This window comes from Curtobacterium sp. MCPF17_002 (assembly GCF_003234115.2).
Taxonomy (GTDB): Bacteria; Actinomycetota; Actinomycetes; order Actinomycetales; family Microbacteriaceae; genus Curtobacterium.
In genome coordinates this window covers 869,375-887,275 of sequence record NZ_CP126251.1, presented here as the reverse complement: position 1 = coordinate 887,275, position 17,901 = coordinate 869,375, and the positions used below count along the sequence as shown (strand labels likewise).

11 protein-coding genes and 1 tRNA gene are annotated in these 17,901 nt (G+C 71.6%); 3 read left to right on the top strand and 9 right to left on the bottom strand.

What is annotated here, in order from left to right:
• Positions 1 to 27 precede the first annotated feature (27 nt).
• Both DEJ28_RS04280 and DEJ28_RS04275 read left to right on the top strand, forming a co-directional pair.
• Complete coding sequence (locus DEJ28_RS04280; protein WP_111116395.1) at positions 28 to 2,376, top strand: Ig-like domain-containing protein; 2,349 nt, start codon at positions 28 to 30, stop codon at positions 2,374 to 2,376.
• Between the two features lie 97 nt (positions 2,377 to 2,473).
• A complete protein-coding gene (locus DEJ28_RS04275) occupies positions 2,474 to 4,144 on the top strand; it encodes a class I adenylate-forming enzyme family protein (protein WP_111116394.1) in 1,671 nt (556 codons plus the stop codon).
• 111 nt (positions 4,145 to 4,255) lie between these two features.
• Here DEJ28_RS04275 and DEJ28_RS04270 read toward each other — a convergent pair whose 3' ends face one another.
• The 8 genes from DEJ28_RS04270 to DEJ28_RS04235 form a co-directional block, all read right to left on the bottom strand.
• Positions 4,256 to 5,584 carry a threonine/serine exporter family protein gene (locus DEJ28_RS04270; protein ID WP_111116393.1) on the bottom strand — a complete coding sequence of 443 codons (1,329 nt, stop codon included), beginning with the start codon at positions 5,582 to 5,584 and terminating at the stop codon, positions 4,256 to 4,258.
• Between the two features lie 138 nt (positions 5,585 to 5,722).
• A tRNA-Leu gene (locus tag DEJ28_RS04265) sits at positions 5,723 to 5,796 on the bottom strand.
• A 73-nt stretch (positions 5,797 to 5,869) separates the two neighbouring features.
• Complete coding sequence (locus DEJ28_RS04260; RefSeq protein ID WP_111116392.1) at positions 5,870 to 7,357, bottom strand: NAD(P)/FAD-dependent oxidoreductase; 1,488 nt, start codon at positions 7,355 to 7,357, stop codon at positions 5,870 to 5,872.
• A 41-nt stretch (positions 7,358 to 7,398) separates the two neighbouring features.
• Complete coding sequence (locus tag DEJ28_RS04255) at positions 7,399 to 7,947, bottom strand: DUF501 domain-containing protein (protein ID WP_111116391.1); 549 nt, start codon at positions 7,945 to 7,947, stop codon at positions 7,399 to 7,401.
• Between the two features lie 35 nt (positions 7,948 to 7,982).
• Positions 7,983 to 8,534 (bottom strand): FtsB family cell division protein, encoded by a 552-nt coding sequence (locus tag DEJ28_RS04250; protein WP_111116390.1) that lies wholly within the window; start codon positions 8,532 to 8,534, stop codon positions 7,983 to 7,985.
• Positions 8,535 to 8,817: 283 nt separating this feature from the next.
• A complete protein-coding gene (gene eno / locus DEJ28_RS04245; protein ID WP_111116389.1) occupies positions 8,818 to 10,101 on the bottom strand; it encodes a phosphopyruvate hydratase in 1,284 nt (427 codons plus the stop codon).
• A 117-nt stretch (positions 10,102 to 10,218) separates the two neighbouring features.
• On the bottom strand, positions 10,219 to 11,463 hold the full coding sequence (hisS, locus tag DEJ28_RS04240; RefSeq protein ID WP_111116388.1) for a histidine--tRNA ligase: 1,245 nt from the start codon (positions 11,461 to 11,463) through the stop codon (positions 10,219 to 10,221).
• Positions 11,464 to 11,862: 399 nt separating this feature from the next.
• Positions 11,863 to 12,621, bottom strand: a complete 759-nt coding sequence (locus DEJ28_RS04235) for a MazG nucleotide pyrophosphohydrolase domain-containing protein (protein WP_220034642.1) — start codon at positions 12,619 to 12,621, stop codon at positions 11,863 to 11,865.
• A gap of 120 nt (positions 12,622 to 12,741) precedes the next feature.
• Here DEJ28_RS04235 and nhaA point away from each other — a divergent pair, with 120 nt between their 5' ends.
• Positions 12,742 to 13,920 carry a Na+/H+ antiporter NhaA gene (gene nhaA, locus DEJ28_RS04230; RefSeq protein ID WP_111116387.1) on the top strand — a complete coding sequence of 393 codons (1,179 nt, stop codon included), beginning with the start codon at positions 12,742 to 12,744 and terminating at the stop codon, positions 13,918 to 13,920.
• Positions 13,921 to 14,252: 332 nt separating this feature from the next.
• On the opposite strand, the gene mfd is transcribed toward nhaA, so the two are convergent.
• Positions 14,253 to 17,864 carry a transcription-repair coupling factor gene (gene mfd / locus DEJ28_RS04225; RefSeq protein ID WP_111116386.1) on the bottom strand — a complete coding sequence of 1,204 codons (3,612 nt, stop codon included), beginning with the start codon at positions 17,862 to 17,864 and terminating at the stop codon, positions 14,253 to 14,255.
• Between the last annotated feature and the right edge of the window lie 37 nt (positions 17,865 to 17,901).

Below are 17,901 nucleotides of genomic sequence, written 5' to 3'. Positions count from 1 at the left end.
CGGCTCCATCACGTGGGATGGAGCCGGATGAACACGCACGGGGAGTACGTGGACGAGGCGGTGGTCGGGGGCGACCGCCCCGTCCGGCGAACCCGGTTCGTCGTGCTCGCCGCCGGGGTCATCGCCCTCGTCGCCGCACTGCTCGGCGCCGTCGCCGCACCGGCGGCGGCTGCCACCTCCGTCACCTCCGGCGCCGCCGCCTCGTCCGCCCCGGCGCTCGCCGCCCCGTCCCCCTCGGGCACGTCGACACCGGTTCCGCAGAACCAGCTCTCCCCCAGCCCCGGGAACCCGACGACGTCGCCCGTCGGGCGTCCGGTGCAGCCGACGATCGCGGACCCCGGGGACATCACGAGCGGCACCGTCCGGTTCAGCGGCAGAGGCACGGCCGGGCACGCGGTCCGGGTGACCGGTCCGGCGTCGACCGGATCCGGCGGGTGTTCCGCGACGGTGCAGGACGCCGGCGCGTGGTCGTGCTTCGCCCCCGTCCGGTCCGGACCCGGGCAGGTGTTCACCGTCAGCGACCGCACGGCGCCGGACCTCGGCTCGTCGCGGGCGCCGGCCTCGGACGTCATCGTGCCGCCCACCGTGACGACCTCCCGCCCGACCACCGGTCCGGTCAGCGGCACGGGTCTCGCCGGGTCCACCGTCACGCTCTCGGTGTCCGGATCGACCACGGACCACACCGCGACCGTCGGTCGGGACGGCCGGTGGACGGTGTCCCTCGGCGGCGCGGCGGCCGGCAACGGTGACGCCCGGCTCGCGGTCACGGCCACCCAGACCGCGAGCACGGCGAACGGCTTCCGGTCCGACCTCCGGAGCGCCGCGTCGGCACCAGTCACGATCACGCTCGACCGCACCGCGCCGGCCGCTCCCCGCATCACCTCCCCGGGTGCTGGCGACCGGGTGCGCACCCAGGCGTCGACGGTGTCCGGCACCGGCGAGCCGCGTGCGGTGCTGACCGTCTACGTCGACCGCGCGCCCGTGTGCCGTGTCGACGTCCCGGCATCCGGCCGGTGGTCCTGCACGGCGGCCGGGGCGACCCTGCTGCCCGGCTCGCGGACGATGAGCGCGACGCAGCAGGACGCGGCCGGCAACTTCTCGCGGTCCTCGGCCGACGTCGTGGTCCGGGTGGGGCAGCCCTCGGCAGCCCCCTCCGGCGTGGCGACCGGCGCGACGGGCAGCGGCACGCCGAGCGGCCCGGGCACCGCCACCGCCGGCGCGAGCGGGAGCGGCCACGGGACGGCGGGCGCCCACGGCGGCGCCGGCAGCAGCGGCACCGGTGGCTCCACCGGGAGCACCAGCAGCGGAAGCGGCGGCAGCGGAAACGGCGGCGGGACGGCCGGGGCGGGGACCGGTGACGGCGGCCGGCCCGATCCGCGCGGCCTCGGATGGTCCGGACCCGCGGGTGACTGGACCGCCTCCACCGCGTACGACACCACCGTGCCGACCATCCAAGCCGCCTTCTCGTGGCGCACCGTCCTCGTCGCCACCGCGGTCGCCGCCGGGTTCCTCCTGCTCATCGCCGGCCCGCTCGCGCTCGTCGGTGCTGCGGCCCGCGGTCGGCTCCGCAACCCCTTCTCCGCCCTGCTGGGACGCAACCGCCCGCACGCCGAACGACGTCGCGCCGACGACCTGCTCCCCACCTGGGCGTCCATCACCGTGGCCGTCCTGGTCGTCGGCCTGTGCACGGTGCTCGGCGTGGGCGTCTCGCTCGAGGCCCGCTACGTCCGCCTGGCGATCGCCGTCCTGCTCGGCGCCGCGGTGCTCGCGACGACGATCGTGCTGTCGAGCCGCTGGGCCGCCGGCGCCGACCGGGACACGATCGGGTTCCGGGTGTCACCGTGGCTGGTGCTCGCAGCGCTGGTGGCCTGCGGCGTCACCCGCTCCTTCGACCTCTCCCCCGCCGTCATCGTCGGCGCGGTCCTGGTACCGGTCGGTCGTCCGCACGCCGACACCGCGTCGCTCCGGCTCGGCCGAGCGATCGCCGCCGGCGCGAGGAGCGCGACCTGGCGTTCGGTCGCCCTGCTCGTCGTCGCGGCGGTCGGCTGGGTACTGCACTCCCTCACGCCGGGGTCCGGGTTCTGGGGCTCGTTCGTGTCCGAGTTCGCCATCACCCTCTGCGTGGGCGGCCTCGGTGCCGTGGTCACGACGTTGCTGCCGCTCGCGGGTTCCGCCGGGCAGTCGCTGCACGAGCAGTCCCGCGGCCGGTACGCAGCGATCGCCGCCGTGGCCGTGGCACTCGCCGCCGCCGTCTACTCGGGGGCGGCCGGCACGCACGTCTCCCCCGTCGTCCTGACGGCCGTCGCCGCCGGGTGCACGGCGGCTGCGGTCGCGAGCACCGTCTGGCTGCGCGTCCGGCGCGACCAGACCGCCTGAACACGAGAACTTCTCCGCATCGCCGGATCCCGGGCCGCCCGCCGGATACGCTGACGAACGGTGCTCCACGGCACCACGACCGGCCCAGGGAGCGACGATGACCGAGACCCGATCCGACTACGACCCCACCCGCTTCCGCGAGGTCTTCGAGGGCAGCTACACGTACGCGAACGGCTTCGCCCGGAACACGCACCGCTTCGCGGACCGACCCGCGCTCCGCGAGCCGGACACCGACCGGTCGTGGACGTACGCGCAACTCGGCGCCGACGTCGACCGGATCGCCGGCTGGCTGGTGCGGCACGGCGCCGGTCGGGGCACGGTCGTCATGGTCGAGCTGTTCAACTCCCCCGAGTTCGCGATGCTGTACCTGGCGTGCCACCGCATCGGCGCGGTGTTCTCCCCCACGAACTTCCGGCTCGCCCCCGACGAGGTCGCGTTCATCATCGAGGACTCGGCCCCCGTTGTCCTGGTGTACGACGCCGCGCGCACCACCGACGTCGTCGCCGCACTCCGCACCGCCCCGCACACCCCCGACCACGTCGTCGTGGTCGGAGCGACCGAGCAGGACCACACCCCGTTCACCGACCTCCTCGCCGCCGAGCCCGTCACCGCCGACGAGCTCGCCGCGGCCGAACCGCGCAGCACCTACGACGAGACCACGCGGCTCTACACGTCGGGGACGACGGGCCGCCCGAAGCCGGTCCCCCTGCCGAGCCTCGTCGAGGTGCTCAGCGCGCACGACGTCATCATGCACTTCCCGCTCAGCCCGTTCGACAAGACGCTCAACATGTCGCCGCTGTTCCACCGCGGCGGCCTGTACTCGGGCGGCCCGAACCCGGTGTTCTACGTCGGTGCCGAGCTGACGACGCTCCGGCACTTCGATGCCGGCCGCGTGCTCGACCTCGTCGAGTCCGAACGGATCACGTTCCTGATCGGGGCCCCGCCGAACCTCGTGCAGCTCGCGAACGCGCAGGAGGCCCGCCCCCGCGACCTGTCCTCGCTGCACGGCATCGTGACGATGGGTGCCCCGCTCGACCGTGCCGCGGCGCTCCGCTACCAGGAGCTCCTGTCACCGCGGATCTTCAACGGGTACGGCACGACCGAGACGTTCTGGAACACGTTCCTCCGCCCTGAGGACTTCCCGGACGGTGCCGGATCGACCGGCCGTGCCTCCACCGACGACGACGTCGCCGTGGTCCGTGTGTACGCGGACCGGCTCGCCGAACCCGCCGACACCGTGCCCAAGGACGGGTCCGAGATCGGCGAGTTCGCGGTCCGCACGGTGAAGTCCGGGTACTCGTACCGGAACCCCGGGCTCGAGGCGGAGAAGTTCGCCAACGGCTGGTTCTACCCGGGCGACCTCGCCACGTGGGACGAGCACGAGCGTGTGACGATCGTCGGGCGCAAGGACGACATGATCATCTCCGGTGGCGAGAACGTCCACCCGGTGCAGGTCGAGGGTGCCCTGCAGGAGCACCCGGGCGTCGCGGACTCGATCGTGGTCGGCGTGCCGGACGAGCGCTGGGGCGAGGTCGTCACGGCGTACATCGTTCGTGCTCCGGGTCGGCTGCCGGAGGACGACGACGAGGCTGCGGCCGCCCTCGAGGACTGGACCGCCTCGCACCCGGGCCTCGCCCGCTTCAAGCGTCCGCGCCGGTACCGCTTCGTCACCGAACTGCCCTACAACGCCACCGGCAAGAAGGTCCACTACCTCGCCAAGGCGAGCGCGGCGGACGACCAGGCGGCCGGCCTGCTCATCGAGCCGTAGCGCCCGTCACGTGACCGGTCGAGGGACTGGAGGCGCGGGGCGGGCCCGCCCCGCGCCTCCAGGCCCGCTGCTGGTCGGGCCCCACGGAACCGGCACCGACGTGGCGGACCGCTACTCCGCGCGGCGCGGTGCGTTCCGGGCGAACAGCCCGGGGAGCAGGCCGCCGATCTTCGTCCCGATGCACAGACTGACGAAGGTCGCGAGCGGCGTCGCGAGGGACTCCGGGTCGAACGTCGCGACCGCGACGAGGCCGACCGTCCCCGGCACGAGCAGGAGGAACGCCGGGAAGAACGACACCGACGCCGGGATCGCCGGCACGAGCCGCTCCAGCAGACGCGTCGCCACGAAGAGCAGTGCGGCGGTGGCCCCCGTCGCGACGACGCTGCCCCACAGGGGCGTCGTGCCGCTCACGAGCGCGTAGGCGGTGACCATGACCGCCACCGAGACGAGCGTCAGGCGCCATCCGGAGCGGAACACCAGGCCGAGCCCGATCGCCAGGACCACCACGGCGACCCACGAGACCCAGTAGGACGGGACGGCCTCCCAGCCACCGCGCTCGGTGCCGACGCCGGCGACCTCGCCCACGAGCGCCGCCGAGGACGGGTCGACGTGCAACCCGGTCAGTGCACTGCCCGCGGCGATCCCGGCGGCCATGAACCCGAGCATGATCAGCCCCTGCACGAGGCGTGAGGACCCGGTCACGATGTCGGCCGCGGTGAGCTCGAGCAGGGCGTTCGTGATGAGCGCACCGGGCACGAACACCGCCACCGGAGCGCACACCGCGAAGAGCGGGACGTGGTCGAACCCGGTGCCGGCGGCCACGAGGCCGACGACCGCCGTCGACATGAAGGCCGCGAGGAACGGGATGATGGCCACGGCCTCGCGGAAGCGCCGGAGCAGGAGCCCGATCACCCCGACGAGTGCCCCGACCCCGAGCGCGACGAGGATCGCCCACCACGGACAGCGGAACACGACCGCGAGGCCGGCAGAGGTCAGGGCGTTGCCGAGGACCCACGGCAGAGCGGGCGGCGGGACCGTTCCCGCGCGGATGGCCCGGACGCGTGCGGGGATCTCGGCGAGGGCGATCGATCCGCTCTCGAGGCCGAGGACGAGACGGTTCGCACGGGCCGCCTGCCGGGACGACAGCTCCACCCCCTCGGCGTTGACGATGGTCGCGGCACCGGTCGACGTCTCGCTCACCATCACGAGCGCGGGGAGCACCCCGACAGCGAGGGTCGGTCCGACCCCGCCGGCGTCGCGGGCCTTCTCGAGCGCCGAACGGACGTCGGTGACGGAGCTGCCCGCGTCGAGCAGCAGGGCGCCGAGCGTACCGAGCAGCATGCCGACCGGGAGGGTCTCGCCGTCGACGACCTCGACGTGTGCCTCGGGTCGGCCGAGGGCGTTCCGCAGGTTGGCGAGCGCGCTTCCGAAACCGACCACGCGACGATGGTACTGGCGCGGGCGGAGTCGGCCATGCCAGCCAGGCACGGTCGTACACGAGACTCGGCTGGGCGGACACTTTCACGGCGGTCGGGCCGCAACACTGTCCGCCGGGCCGAGTCTCGGCGTGGGCGGAGGTACCCCCGGTGGGACTCGAACCCACAACTCGGCGATTTTAAGTCGCATGCCTCTACCGATTGGGCCACGGGGGCGGGCCGCAACAGCCTACCGACGCACGGAGGCGGTCACCCCGTCGGGGTGACCGCCTCCGTGTCGAGCGTGTCGCTACTTGGCGTCGGCTTCCGCCTTCACCGGCTCGGCGTCGTTCGAGACGTCCTTCGCCGGCTCGCCGTACGCGGGGCCTGCGGCACCGGCGGGCTTGCCCTCTTCCGGAGCGGTCGTCGGCTTGGCGGCCTCGGCCGGGGCGGCGGGCGCCTCGGCAGCGGGCTTCGGACGCGACGCGAACGCCTCGAACGCGGCGCGCGGGGTCTCGCGGTCATCGAGCGACGCGATGTCGCGGCCGAGGAAGAAGCCACCGACCCAGTCGCCGACGACGCGCCACTTGCGCTCCCACGACGGCATCGCCATGCCGTGGTAGCCGCGGTGGGCGCCCCATGCGAGGAAGCCCTTCATCGCGAACTTGCCCGACTGGAAGACGCCGATGCCGAGACCGAGGCCGGCGACGGCGCCGAGGTTCTCGTGCTTGTAGTCGTTCGTCGCCTCGCCGCGGATCGTCGCGACGAGGTTCTTCGCGAGCTGCTTCGCCTGACGGACCGCGTGCTGGGCGTTCGGCACGCAGAACCCGCCGACGCCACCGCCCGTGAGGTCCGGGACGGCCGCGACGTCGCCGCAGGCCCACGCATCGGCGATCACGCCGTTGTCGTCGACCACGCGGAGGTCGGGCTGCACGCGGATGCGGCCGCGCTGCTCGAGCGGGAGGTCGGTGCCCTTGACCATCGGGTTCGCCATCACGCCGGCGGTCCAGATGATGAGGTCGGACTCGATCGCCTCGATCGCGCCGTCGCTGGTCTTGAGCTCGCACACGCCGCCCACGGCCGAGGCCAGCTGCGTCTCGAGGTGCACCGTGGCCCCGCGCTGCGCGAGGTTCTTGAGCACCCAGTGCGAGGTCTCGAGCGAGACCTCGGGCATGATGCGGCCCATCGCCTCGACGAGGTGGAAGTGCGTGTCGTCGAAGGACAGCTGCGGGTAGCTCTTCAGCAGGTCGGTGACGAACGAGCGGAGCTCGGCGAACACCTCGATGCCCGCGAAGCCGCCACCGACGACGACGACGGTCAGCAGACGGTCGCGCTGCGGGCCGGCCGGCAGGTTCGCGGCCTTGTGGAAGTTCGTGAGGATCTTGTCGCGGATCGCCGCGGCCTCTTCGATGGTCTTGAGGCCGATCGCCTCGTCCGCGACGCCCGGGATCGGGAACGTGCGCGAGACGGCACCGGCGGTCATGACGATCTGGTCGTAGGACTCCTCCCACGCCTCGCCCTCGGCCGGGGTGATCGTCGCCGTCTTCGTGGCGTGGTCGACCTTCGTGACCTTGGCCGTGACGACGCGCGTCTTCTTGAGGTGACGGCGGTGCGAGACGACCGCGTGGCGCGGTTCGATGGAACCGGCGGCGACCTCCGGGAGGAACGGCTGGTACGTCATGTACGGCAGCGGGTCCACCATCACGACCTCTGCTTCGCCCGGGCGAAGGTGCTTCTCGAGCTTCCAGGCGGTGTAGAAACCGGCGTAACCGCCGCCGACGACGAGGATCTTGGGCACGGGGAATGATCTCCTTGGGTGGGGGTTGGCCGGGAGTCGAGTCAGACTTCGCCGCCACCCGCCCCGACTCCAGCGTCTGCACCGTCATCATACGCCCGGCACTCACACCGGGAGGGCGACCAGCTCGCGCGCTCGAGCGCGAGGTCGCCGATGGGGTTGACACCGGGTCCGGCGGCGAGGGCGTGGCCGACGAGGGCGTGCAGGCACTTCACGCGGGTGGGCATGCCACCGGCGCTGATCCCGACGATCTCGTCGACGTGCTCGATCGACTCACGATCGGCCAGGTAGGACTCGTGCGCCGCGCGGTACTGCGCGGCGACTTCTGGGTCCTCGAGCAGGGCAGCCAGCTCTGGCATGACCTGGTTGGCCTCGAGGGTGCTGATCGCGGCGGTGGCCGCGGGGTGGCACAGGTAGTACAGCGTCGGGAACGGGGTGCCGTTCGACAGCCGGGGCTTCGTGGACACGACCGTGGGGTTGCCACAGACGCAGCGAGCCGCGATCCCGATGACGTCGCGAGCCGGTCGGCCGAGCTGCGCCGAGACGACCTGGATGTCGCGTTCGGAGGGCGGGTCGAAGGGAGGGGTCGTCACGGGTACGTGAGCCTACCGGAGTCCCGGGGCCCGTCCTACTTCGTGTCGCCGGTGCCCGTCGTGTCGCCGGTCCCGGACACGTCCGGCGCGACGAGGTCCTGCGTGGTCTGCTCGGTGAGCCCGGAGGTGAGCACCGACGACAGCATCGCCTGCACCCAGTCGACCTTCGGCGTCTGCACCGTCGAGCTCACGGGCGTGCCGGAGTCCGTCGTCGGTGTGCTGTCGGCCTTCGTGCTCTCCGTGCCCATGACGAGGTAGCTCTCCTCGCCCGGGTACACGTACAGCAGCCGGTCGCGTGCCTGCGCCTCGATGTAGGCGGGGTCGTCCCAGCGGGCGACGTCCTTCTTCTTCTGCGAGACGTCGGCCTTCTGGCTGGCGACCTCCCGCTGCTGCTGCGCGATCTGCTCCTGCTGCTGGATGAGGGTCCGGAGCGACGGCGCGAGCACGACGACGAACAGCACGATGATCGCGAGCATGAGGAGGCTGAACCCGGAGAAGCGGATCGAGCGGAACCAGGGGTGCTCGGACGTACCGCTCTCCGGCATGGCCACGGGGACGCGGCGGACGCGGGGCTTCTGGCTGGGCACGGCTCGACGATAACCCGGGCGCGGTGGTGCGAGCGGTCGGCACGCGGCTGTTCGGCGCCCTCCCAGCGTCGCCGCAGCGTCGCCGCACTGTCACCGCAGCGTCGCCGACCCGTCACCGACCCTGGAGGCGCGACTCGCCGAGATCGCGTTTCCGCGCGTTTCCGAGATGGCGGACGCCCACGAAGTGCGATCTCGGCAGGCGCAGGCGCAGCGGCGGATGCCCACCGGGGACGACGAGACGCCGCCCTCCCGGAGGAGGACGGCGTCTCGTGTGGTGTTCGGGTTACAGCGCGGCGGAACGCGGGAACGCCGAGCGACCGGCGTACACCGCGGCGTCGCCGAGCTCTTCCTCGATGCGGAGCAGCTGGTTGTACTTCGCGACACGGTCCGAGCGAGCCGGGGCGCCGGTCTTGATCTGACCGCCGTCGACCGCGACCGCGATGTCCGCGATCGTGGTGTCCTCGGTCTCACCCGAACGGTGCGACAGGATCGAGGTGAGCCCGTGACGGTGCGCGAGCGACACGGCGTCGAGCGTCTCGGTGAGCGTGCCGATCTGGTTCACCTTCACGAGGATCGAGTTGGCGGCCTTCTCGTCGATGCCCCGCTGCAGACGCTTCGGGTTCGTGACGAACAGGTCGTCGCCGACGATCTGCACCTTGTCCCCGAGCTCGGCGGTGAGGTGGGTCCAGCCGGCCCAGTCATCCTCGGCCAGCGGGTCCTCGATCGTGGCGAGCGGGTAGTCGCGGACGAGCTCGGCGAAGTAGGCGGTGAACTCCTCGCCCGAGAGCTGCTTGCCCTCGAAGGAGTACTTGCCGTCGTGGAAGAACTCGGTCGAGGCAACGTCGAGCCCGAGCGCGATGTCCTTGCCCGGCGTGAAGCCGGCCTTCTCGATCGCGGCGAGCAGGAAGTCGAGCGCGGCGCGGTTCGACGCGAGCTCCGGCGCGAAACCGCCCTCGTCGCCGAGGCCGGTCGCGAGACCCTGCTTCTTCAGCTCGCCCTTGAGGGCGTGGTACGTCTCGACACCCCAGCGGAGCGCCTCGGAGAAGGACTCGGCGCCGTACGGCACCAGGAAGAACTCCTGGATGTCGACGTTGGTGTCGGCGTGCGCGCCACCGTTGACGACGTTCATCAGCGGCACCGGCAGCGTGTGCGCGTTCGGGCCACCGAGGTAGCGGAACAGCGGCAGGTCGGCCGAGTCGGCGGCGGCACGAGCGACGGCGAGCGAGGCGCCGAGGATCGAGTTCGCCCCGAGGCGGGACTTGTTCTCGGTGCCGTCGAGCTCGATGAGCGCGGCGTCGACGAGGCGCTGGTCGGTGGCGTCGAAGCCCTCGAGCGCCGGGCCGATCTCGTCGAGCACGGCGTCGACGGCCTTCAGGACGCCCTTGCCGCCGTAACGGGAGGAGTCGCCGTCACGGAGTTCGTACGCCTCGAACGCACCGGTGGAGGCACCGGAGGGGACGAGCGCACGGGACACGACGCCGTCGTCGAGGAGGACCTCGACCTCGACCGTCGGGTTGCCTCGGGAATCGAGGACTTCGCGTGCTCCTACGGCATCGATCACGGCCACGGGGTACTCCCTACACGTTCGGTTGGTGATTGCGGAGTCGATCCTACCGATGACCGGTGAACAGCCGGCGCGCATGACGCCCGCTGTGCAGAACTCGCGGCGAGCCCTGCCGCGGACTCAGGCGAGCGGACGGAACTCGACGCCCTCGAGGGACTCCGTGTCCGCCGTGATCGTGGCGAAGGCGTCGAAGCCCTGCGCGACCAGTCCGGCGAGCAGGTTCTTCGTGTTCTTCGTGCGGCGCTCGAGCCGCACGCGACGGTGCGACTCGAGCGCCTCGGACTTGAGCGCCGCGAGCCGGACCGGGTCGACGTCCTTGTCATACACGAGCACGACGGCGTCGGACTCGGCGGACTCGGGCAGCGTGACGAGGTCGACGAGCCGCTCGAACCCGAGCGAGAACCCGACCGCCGGCACGTCCTGCCCGAGGAACCGCCCGATCATGCCGTCGTAGCGACCGCCACCGCCCAGGCTGTAGCCGAAGTCGGGGTGCGCGACCTCGAAGATCGTGCCCGTGTAGTAGCCCATGCCACGGACGAGGGTCGGGTCGAAGCGCAGGTCGACGCCCGGCAGCGCCGCACGGAGTCGGAGCAGGTCCTCGAACGCCTCGCCGTCGAGCCACGCGGCGCCCGCGACGGACTCCCAGTCGGCGGACTCGAGCGCGCGGATCGTGTCCTCGAGTCCTGGAAGCTCGGCGCCGACCGTGTCGCGGAGTTCGGCGGCCACGCCGTCCGGCCCGATCTTGTCGAGCTTGTCGATCGTGATGAGTGCCCGATCGGCGGCACCCGAGTCGGCGATCCCCCACGAGGCGAGCAGCGCCAGGAGGATCCTGCGGTCGTTGATCCGGATCGTCGTGCCGGTGATCCCGAGCGCGTCGAGGGCCGCGGACGTCGCACGGATGAGCTCGATCTCGGCGAGCTGCCCGGGCTCACCGAGGATGTCGATGTCGCACTGCACGAACTGCCGGTAGCGCCCCTTCTGCGGGCGCTCGGCTCGCCAGACCGGAGCGATCTGCACGGCCCGGAACACCGACGGCAGCTCGGCGCGGTGCGAGGCGTAGAAGCGGGCGAGCGGCACCGTCAGGTCGAACCGGAGGCCGAGGTCGGCCAGGTCGAGCGGCGTTTCGGCGTGCTGCAGGTCCTCGGTCGAGAGGCCCCGCTTCATCACGGCGAACGCGAGCTTCTCGTTGTCGCCGCCGAGTCCGGAGTGCAGGCGCGCGGCGTCCTCGACGACCGGGGTCTCGATCTCGTCGAAGCCGTGTCGCGCGTACACACCCCGGATCACACCGAGCACGTGCTCACGCCGGGCCTTGTCCGCGGGGAGGAAGTCACGCATGCCACGGGGTGCCGTCACGGTCGATGCCATGCGGCCAATTCTGACAGACGGGCGACTTCTGGTTGCACGACGTCCAACCTGCTGGTATGCTACATCCAGAACCTCGGTTCGACACACGCCTGATCCGTGTGGTGAACCGATCGCGTGGGCAACGTGCTGCAGTGTGCCCCGCGGTTCGAGCGGGCATTCCGGACGACACCTCTCCCTGGTGGTGACGTCTGCCCGCTCGCGGGCGTCCTCCTTTTTTCGGGTTGGGGGGACGCCCGCACTCTCGCAGTACCCGCACGCTCGGATGTCGGCGCGCCCACAGCGCCCGACCTCTCGCCGGGCCCGAATGTCCGCACGCCCGCAGCGCCCGCACTCTCGCCGCGCCCACGCCCCGCAGCACCCACACGTCCGGAGCGCTCGCACATTCGGGTCCCGACGGCATCACTCCTCGGCGCGACCCGCTGCCTCCAGGTCGGCGACCGCGGCACGCAGGCTCGCGATGGGGTCGATGCCGGTGTTCCTGGCCTCCGCGACGGACGCGAGCACCGCCGCTCCCCACGCACGGTCCACCGCACCCGAGCCCGCACCCGAGCCAGCACCCGGATCCGTATCCGGATCCGTATCCGTAACCGCACCCGGATCCGCACCCGGATCCGTATCCGTAACCGCACCCGCACCCGCACCCGCATCCGCACCCGACGACCTGGGCGCACCCGCGACGACGGACGCGACGACCGCGTCGGCGTCCCCACGTTCCTCCAGGCGTTCGAGCAGTTTCACCGCGCGCTCGAGCGGCGGCATCGCCCTCGGCACCCCGTCGAACAGACTGCGCCGGCCGGACTTCTCCGCAGCCTTCGCCGCACGCCAGACCCGGACGACGTCCTCCACGGTGTCGGCCCGCTCGTCTCCGAAGACGTGCGGGTGGCGTCGGACCATCTTGTCGCGGGCATCGGCGGCGGCGTCCTCGAGGTCGAACGACTCCGCCAGCCCGGCGTGCAGCACGACCTGGTAGAGCACGTCTCCGAGTTCCTCGCGGAGCTCGTCGTCGTCCCCGGAGTCGATCGCGTCGACGAGCTCGTACGACTCCTCGACCGCGTAGCGAGCCAGCGAGGCATGGGTCTGCGCGCGGTTCCAGACGCAGCCCTCGGCGGGGTCCAGCAGGCGGTCGACGACGGCGACGAGGTCGGTTACGGCGGTCATGTCGTCATCGTGCCACGCCGGCCCACCTGGACGGCCGCCGCGGGCAACCGGTATGCTGTACGTGGCGTGTCGGGAAGTCTGGTCGACGGACCATCACCCGATCCCAATTCCCGGAGCTCCATGTCGGCACTCGTCCGTTCCCCCCGCTTCAGCGCCATCGCCCTGCTCACCGCGGCCGTCCTCGGTCTCGTCGTGGCGAACTCACCGCTCGGCCCCGGTCTCGAGGACCTCCTGCACGTGCACGCCCCGTGGGGCTCCGTGGGGCTCGACCTCTCGGTGTCGCACTGGATCAGCGACGGCCTGCTCGCGGTCTTCTTCCTGCTCGTCGCGATCGAGCTGAAGCACGAACTCGTCGCCGGGGAGCTCTCCAACCCGAAGACCGCGATCATCCCGGCCATCGCAGCGGTCGGTGGCGTGGTCGTCCCCGCCGGCGTGTACCTCGCGGTGACGGCGGGCACCGCGTACGGCCACGGCTGGCCGATCCCGACCGCGACGGACATCGCCTTCGCGCTCGGCGTCCTCGCGATGTTCGGCCGGGGCCTGCCCTCGACGCTCCGGGTGTTCCTGCTCGCCCTCGCCGTGCTCGACGACCTCATCGCGATCATCATCATCGCCGTCGTGTTCGCGCACGACACCGACTTCTGGGCGCTCGGCGGCGCCGTCGTGGTGCTCGCCCTGTTCTGGCTGCTCGGCAAGGCGCTCCGCCCCGGGCGATCCGGTCAGGGATGGGTCATCGCCGGCATGGTCGTGCTCGGGCTCCTCACGTGGTGGCTCGTCTACCACTCGGGCGTGCACGCGACGATCGCCGGCGTGGCCCTCGGCCTGGTGCTGCCCCGCCGGCCCGGGCACACCCTGCACGAGAACGTCGAGCCGTGGTCGAACGCGATCGTGCTGCCCGTGTTCGCGTTCGCGTCGGCCGCGGTCGTCGTCCCCTCGGTCGGGATCGGCGAGCTCTCCCCCACGTTCTGGGCGGTCGTCCTCGCACTGCCGGTCGGCAAGGTCATCGGCATCACGCTGTTCGGGTCGGTCGCGACGCGGATCTTCCGGGCTCCTGGGCGCTCGACGCTGTCGTTCTGGTCGATCGTCACGGTGGGCGTGCTCGGTGGCATCGGCTTCACGGTGTCGCTGCTCATGAACGAGCTCGCGTTCGCCCGCAACGAGGAGATCCTCGACGAGGGGGTCCTCGCCGTGCTCGTCGGATCCGGGATCGCGATCGTCGCCTCCGCCGTGGTCGTCAGTCTGCGGGCGCGTCGGTACCGCGCGCGGCGGGAGCTCTCCGAGGTCGAGGCGACGGAGTAGCGCCCCGCGCCGTCCCGCCCGCGTGAGCCGCAAGCGCATGGTGCGACATCCCACGCGTCGAACGACAGGTGGAACGTCGGAAGATGCACACGCACCTGCTGCGTGCGCATGGTGCGACATCCCACGCGTCGAACGACAGGTGGAACGTCGGACGATGCGAGGGCATCTTCTGACGGAGGAGATCCGGCAGCGGATTGCGACCCACCGGACGACACGACGTGCAGTGGACGGCACCACCGACGGCCGGGAGGCGCGGTGCGGGCCCGCATCGCGCCTCCAGGCCGACGGCGCGCACCTGCAGAGCGCGGTGACGGTCGGCCACGACGCCCGCGCTACGCGGCCGGCGTCTCCGCCGGCGCCTTCGACGCCCCGTACACGGCCGTCAGGATGCTCTCGACCCACTCGATGAGCGCGTCGTCCGGCAGGGTCTCGCCGTGCGGCTTCGGCAGCGGGATGCTCGCAGCGTCCTGCTGCGGGAACCACCGGGCACCCGGGTACATCCGCTTGAGCCGGACCTGCGCCGAGTCGGCGAGTTCCTTGCCCGCGACCCGCAGGTTCGACCCCATGACGACGACGTCGGACAGCCCGACCTGCTGCGCCATCCGGCGGAGGCGGGACACCTCGACCAGGGTGAGCACCGGCTGCGGCGGCTGACCGTAGCGGTCGGTGAGCTCGTCGAGGACCATGTCGATGCCCTCGGCCTGGGCCGCGGGGGCCGAGGCGGCGGAGAGCTTCTGGTACGCCTCGAGTCGGAGCCGCTCGGACTCGACGTAGTCCTCGGGGATGTGCGCGTCGACGGGGATCTCGAGCCGGAGTTCGGTCTGCCCCTCGGCGACGTCCCCGCGGAACTGCGAGACGGCCTCACCGATCATGCGGAGGTACAGGTCGAAGCCGACGCCCGCGATGTGTCCGGACTGCTCGCCGCCGAGCAGGTTGCCGGCCCCACGGAGCTCGAGGTCCTTCATCGCGACCTGCATGCCGGCACCGAGCTCGTTGTTCGCGGCGATCGTTTCGAGGCGGTCCTGCGCGGTCTCGGAGAGCGGCTTCTCGGGGTCGTACAGGAAGTACGCGTAGCCGCGCTCCCGACCACGGCCGACGCGACCGCGCAGCTGGTGGAGCTGCGACAGCCCGTACTTGTCGGCCTTGTCGATGATGAGCGTGTTCGCGTTGGCGATGTCGAGGCCGGTCTCGATGATGGTCGTCGACACGAGGACGTCGAAGCGTCGCTCCCAGAAGTCGACCATCACCTGCTCGAGGGTGCTCTCCGACATCTGCCCGTGTGCGACGGCGATGCGGGCGTCCGGCACGATCTCGGCGAGGTGCGCTGCGACGCCCTGGATGTCCCGCACACGGTTGTGCACGTAGAAGACCTGGCCCTCGCGCAGCAGCTCGCGCCGGATCGCGGCGGCGACCTGCAGGTCGGACTGGGGGCCGACGAACGTGAGGATCGGGTGCCGGTCCTCGGGTGGGGTCGCGAGCGTGGACATCTCGCGGATGCCGGTGACCGCCATCTCGAGCGATCGCGGGATCGGCGTCGCGGACATCGCGAGCACGTCGACGTTGGTCTTGAGCTTCTTCAGCTGGTCCTTGTGCTCGACGCCGAACCGCTGCTCCTCGTCGATGATGACGAGGCCGACGTCCTTGAACTGGATGCCCTGGGACAGGATGCGGTGCGTGCCGATGACGATGTCGACGGTGCCGTCGGCGAGCCCGGCGACGGTCTCCTTCGACTCCTTCTCGCTCTGGAACCGGCTGAGCGCGCGGAGGTGCACGGGGAAGCCGGCGAAGCGCTCCTGGAAGGTCTCCATGTGCTGGCGGACGAGCAGGGTCGTCGGCACGAGGACGGCGACCTGCTTGCCGTCCTGCACGGCCTTGAACGCGGCGCGGATCGCGACCTCGGTCTTGCCGTAGCCGACGTCGCCGGAGAGCAGCCGGTCCATCGGGATCGGGCTCTCCATGTCGCGCTTGATCTCGTCGATGGTGGTGAGCTGGTCGGCCGTCTCGGCGAACGGGAAGGCCTCTTCGAGTTCGCGCTGCCACGGGGTGTCCGGGCCGAACGCGTGCCCCTTCGACGCCATCCGCGCCGAGTAGAGCTTCACGAGGTCGACGGCGATGTCACGGACGGCCTTCCGCGCCTTCGACTTCGCGGCCGACCAGTCCGAGCCGCCCATCTTCGACAGGGTCGGGTTCTCGCCGCCGACGTACCGGGAGAGCTGGTCGAGCTGGTCGGTCGGGACGAAGAGCTTGTCGCCCGGGTAGTTCCGCTTCGAGGGCGCGTACTCGAGCACGAGGTACTCGCGCTGCTGCTTCACGGCGTTGCGGCCGCCGGAGCTCACCTCTCTGCTGACGAGCTCGACGAACTTGGCGATGCCGTGCGTCGCGTGCACGACGACGTCGCCCGGACGGAGCTGCAGCGGGTCGACGACGTTCTTCCGTCGGCTCGCGAGCTTCTTCACGGTGCGGGCACCCTGCTGGACGCTCCGACCGTAGAACTCCGCCTCGCTGAGGACCGCGATGCGCGGATCCGGGGTGGCGAAGCCCGCCTCGACGGTGGCGGTCGTCACGATGGCGACACCCGGTTCGGGAGGCGCGGTGAGGCTCTCGGCACGGGCTGCGACCCCGGCGTCGGCGAGCACCTGCACCGCCCGCTCGACCAGTCCCTGGCCCTGGGCGGTCACCACGACCGCCCATCCGTCGTCGGTGAGCTCCTTGACGTGCGCGATCGCCCCGTCGGCGCTGCCGGCGAAGCTCGGGACCGCTTCGGCGCGGACGCGGATGTACTCCCCCGCCTCGGCCGCGGCTTCGGCATCGGTGAGCACGCGCTCGGTGTCGCCTTCGTCGAGGCCGGAGTCGAACGGCGAGACCGTCCACCAGGTGCGCTGCCCGCGGCCGTTCTTGAGCTGCTGCACGGAGAGGAAGTTGCCGGCGTCGAGGTCGATCGGCGCCTGGGCCCCGGCGACGGCGGCGCTCCACGCGGCCTGCAGGAACTCGGTGTTCGTCTCGGCGAGGCTGTGGGCTCGACCGCTCACGCGCTCCGGCGAGAACACCGCGATCACGGCGTCGGTCGGCAGGTAGTGGGTGACCGGCACGAGGTCCTGCACGAGCGCGGGTGCGAGGGACTCCATTCCCTCGACCGGGATCCCCTCGGCGATCTTCGCGAGCATCTGGGAGAGGTTCGGGAACTCGTGGAGCATCTCGCGCGCTCGCTGCCGGACGTCGTCGCTGAGCAGGAGTTCGCGTGAGGCCGTGAGCTCGACCGAGCCGAGGTCGTCTTCGGTGGTGCGCTGGTCGGCGACGGAGAAGGCCTTGATCGCCTCGATCTCGTCGCCGAAGAAGTCGACACGGACCGGGTGGTCGGCCGCCGGCGGGAAGACGTCGAGGATCCCACCGCGGACGGCGAACTCACCACGGCGGGTGACGAGGTCGACGCGGGCGTACGCCATGTCGACGAGCTGCCCGGCGATCACGCCGAGGTCGTTGCCGCGCGAGTCGGTCCGCAGGACGATCGGCGCGAGCGAGGTGAGGTTGCCCGCGAGGGGCTGCAGCGCGGCGCGGACGCTCGCCACGACGACGGTCGTGCGGCGGTCGGCTGCCGGTGTGTCCTGCCACACCGCGAGCTTCCGGAGCGTCGCGATGCGGGTGCCGACGGTCTGCGCGCTGGGGCTGAGCCGTTCGTGCGGCAGGGTCTCCCACGCGGGGAACTCGAGGACTTCGGCGTCGGGGAGGTAGGAGCCGACGGACCCGCGGATCGCTTCGGCTTCACGCCCGGTGGCGGTGATCACGAAGACGCACTGCGGCCCGTTCCGCTCGGCGAGGAGCGCGCCGAGCAACGGCACGCGGAGGCCGTCGACCACCGAGAAGTCGGCGTCACGAGGAGCTGCGCGGAGGACGCGATCGAACGCGGAGGCGCGCGAGAGCGCTGGGATGATGCCCGAGATCGTCACTCAGGACATGGTACCGGCGACCCCCGACAGCGGACGC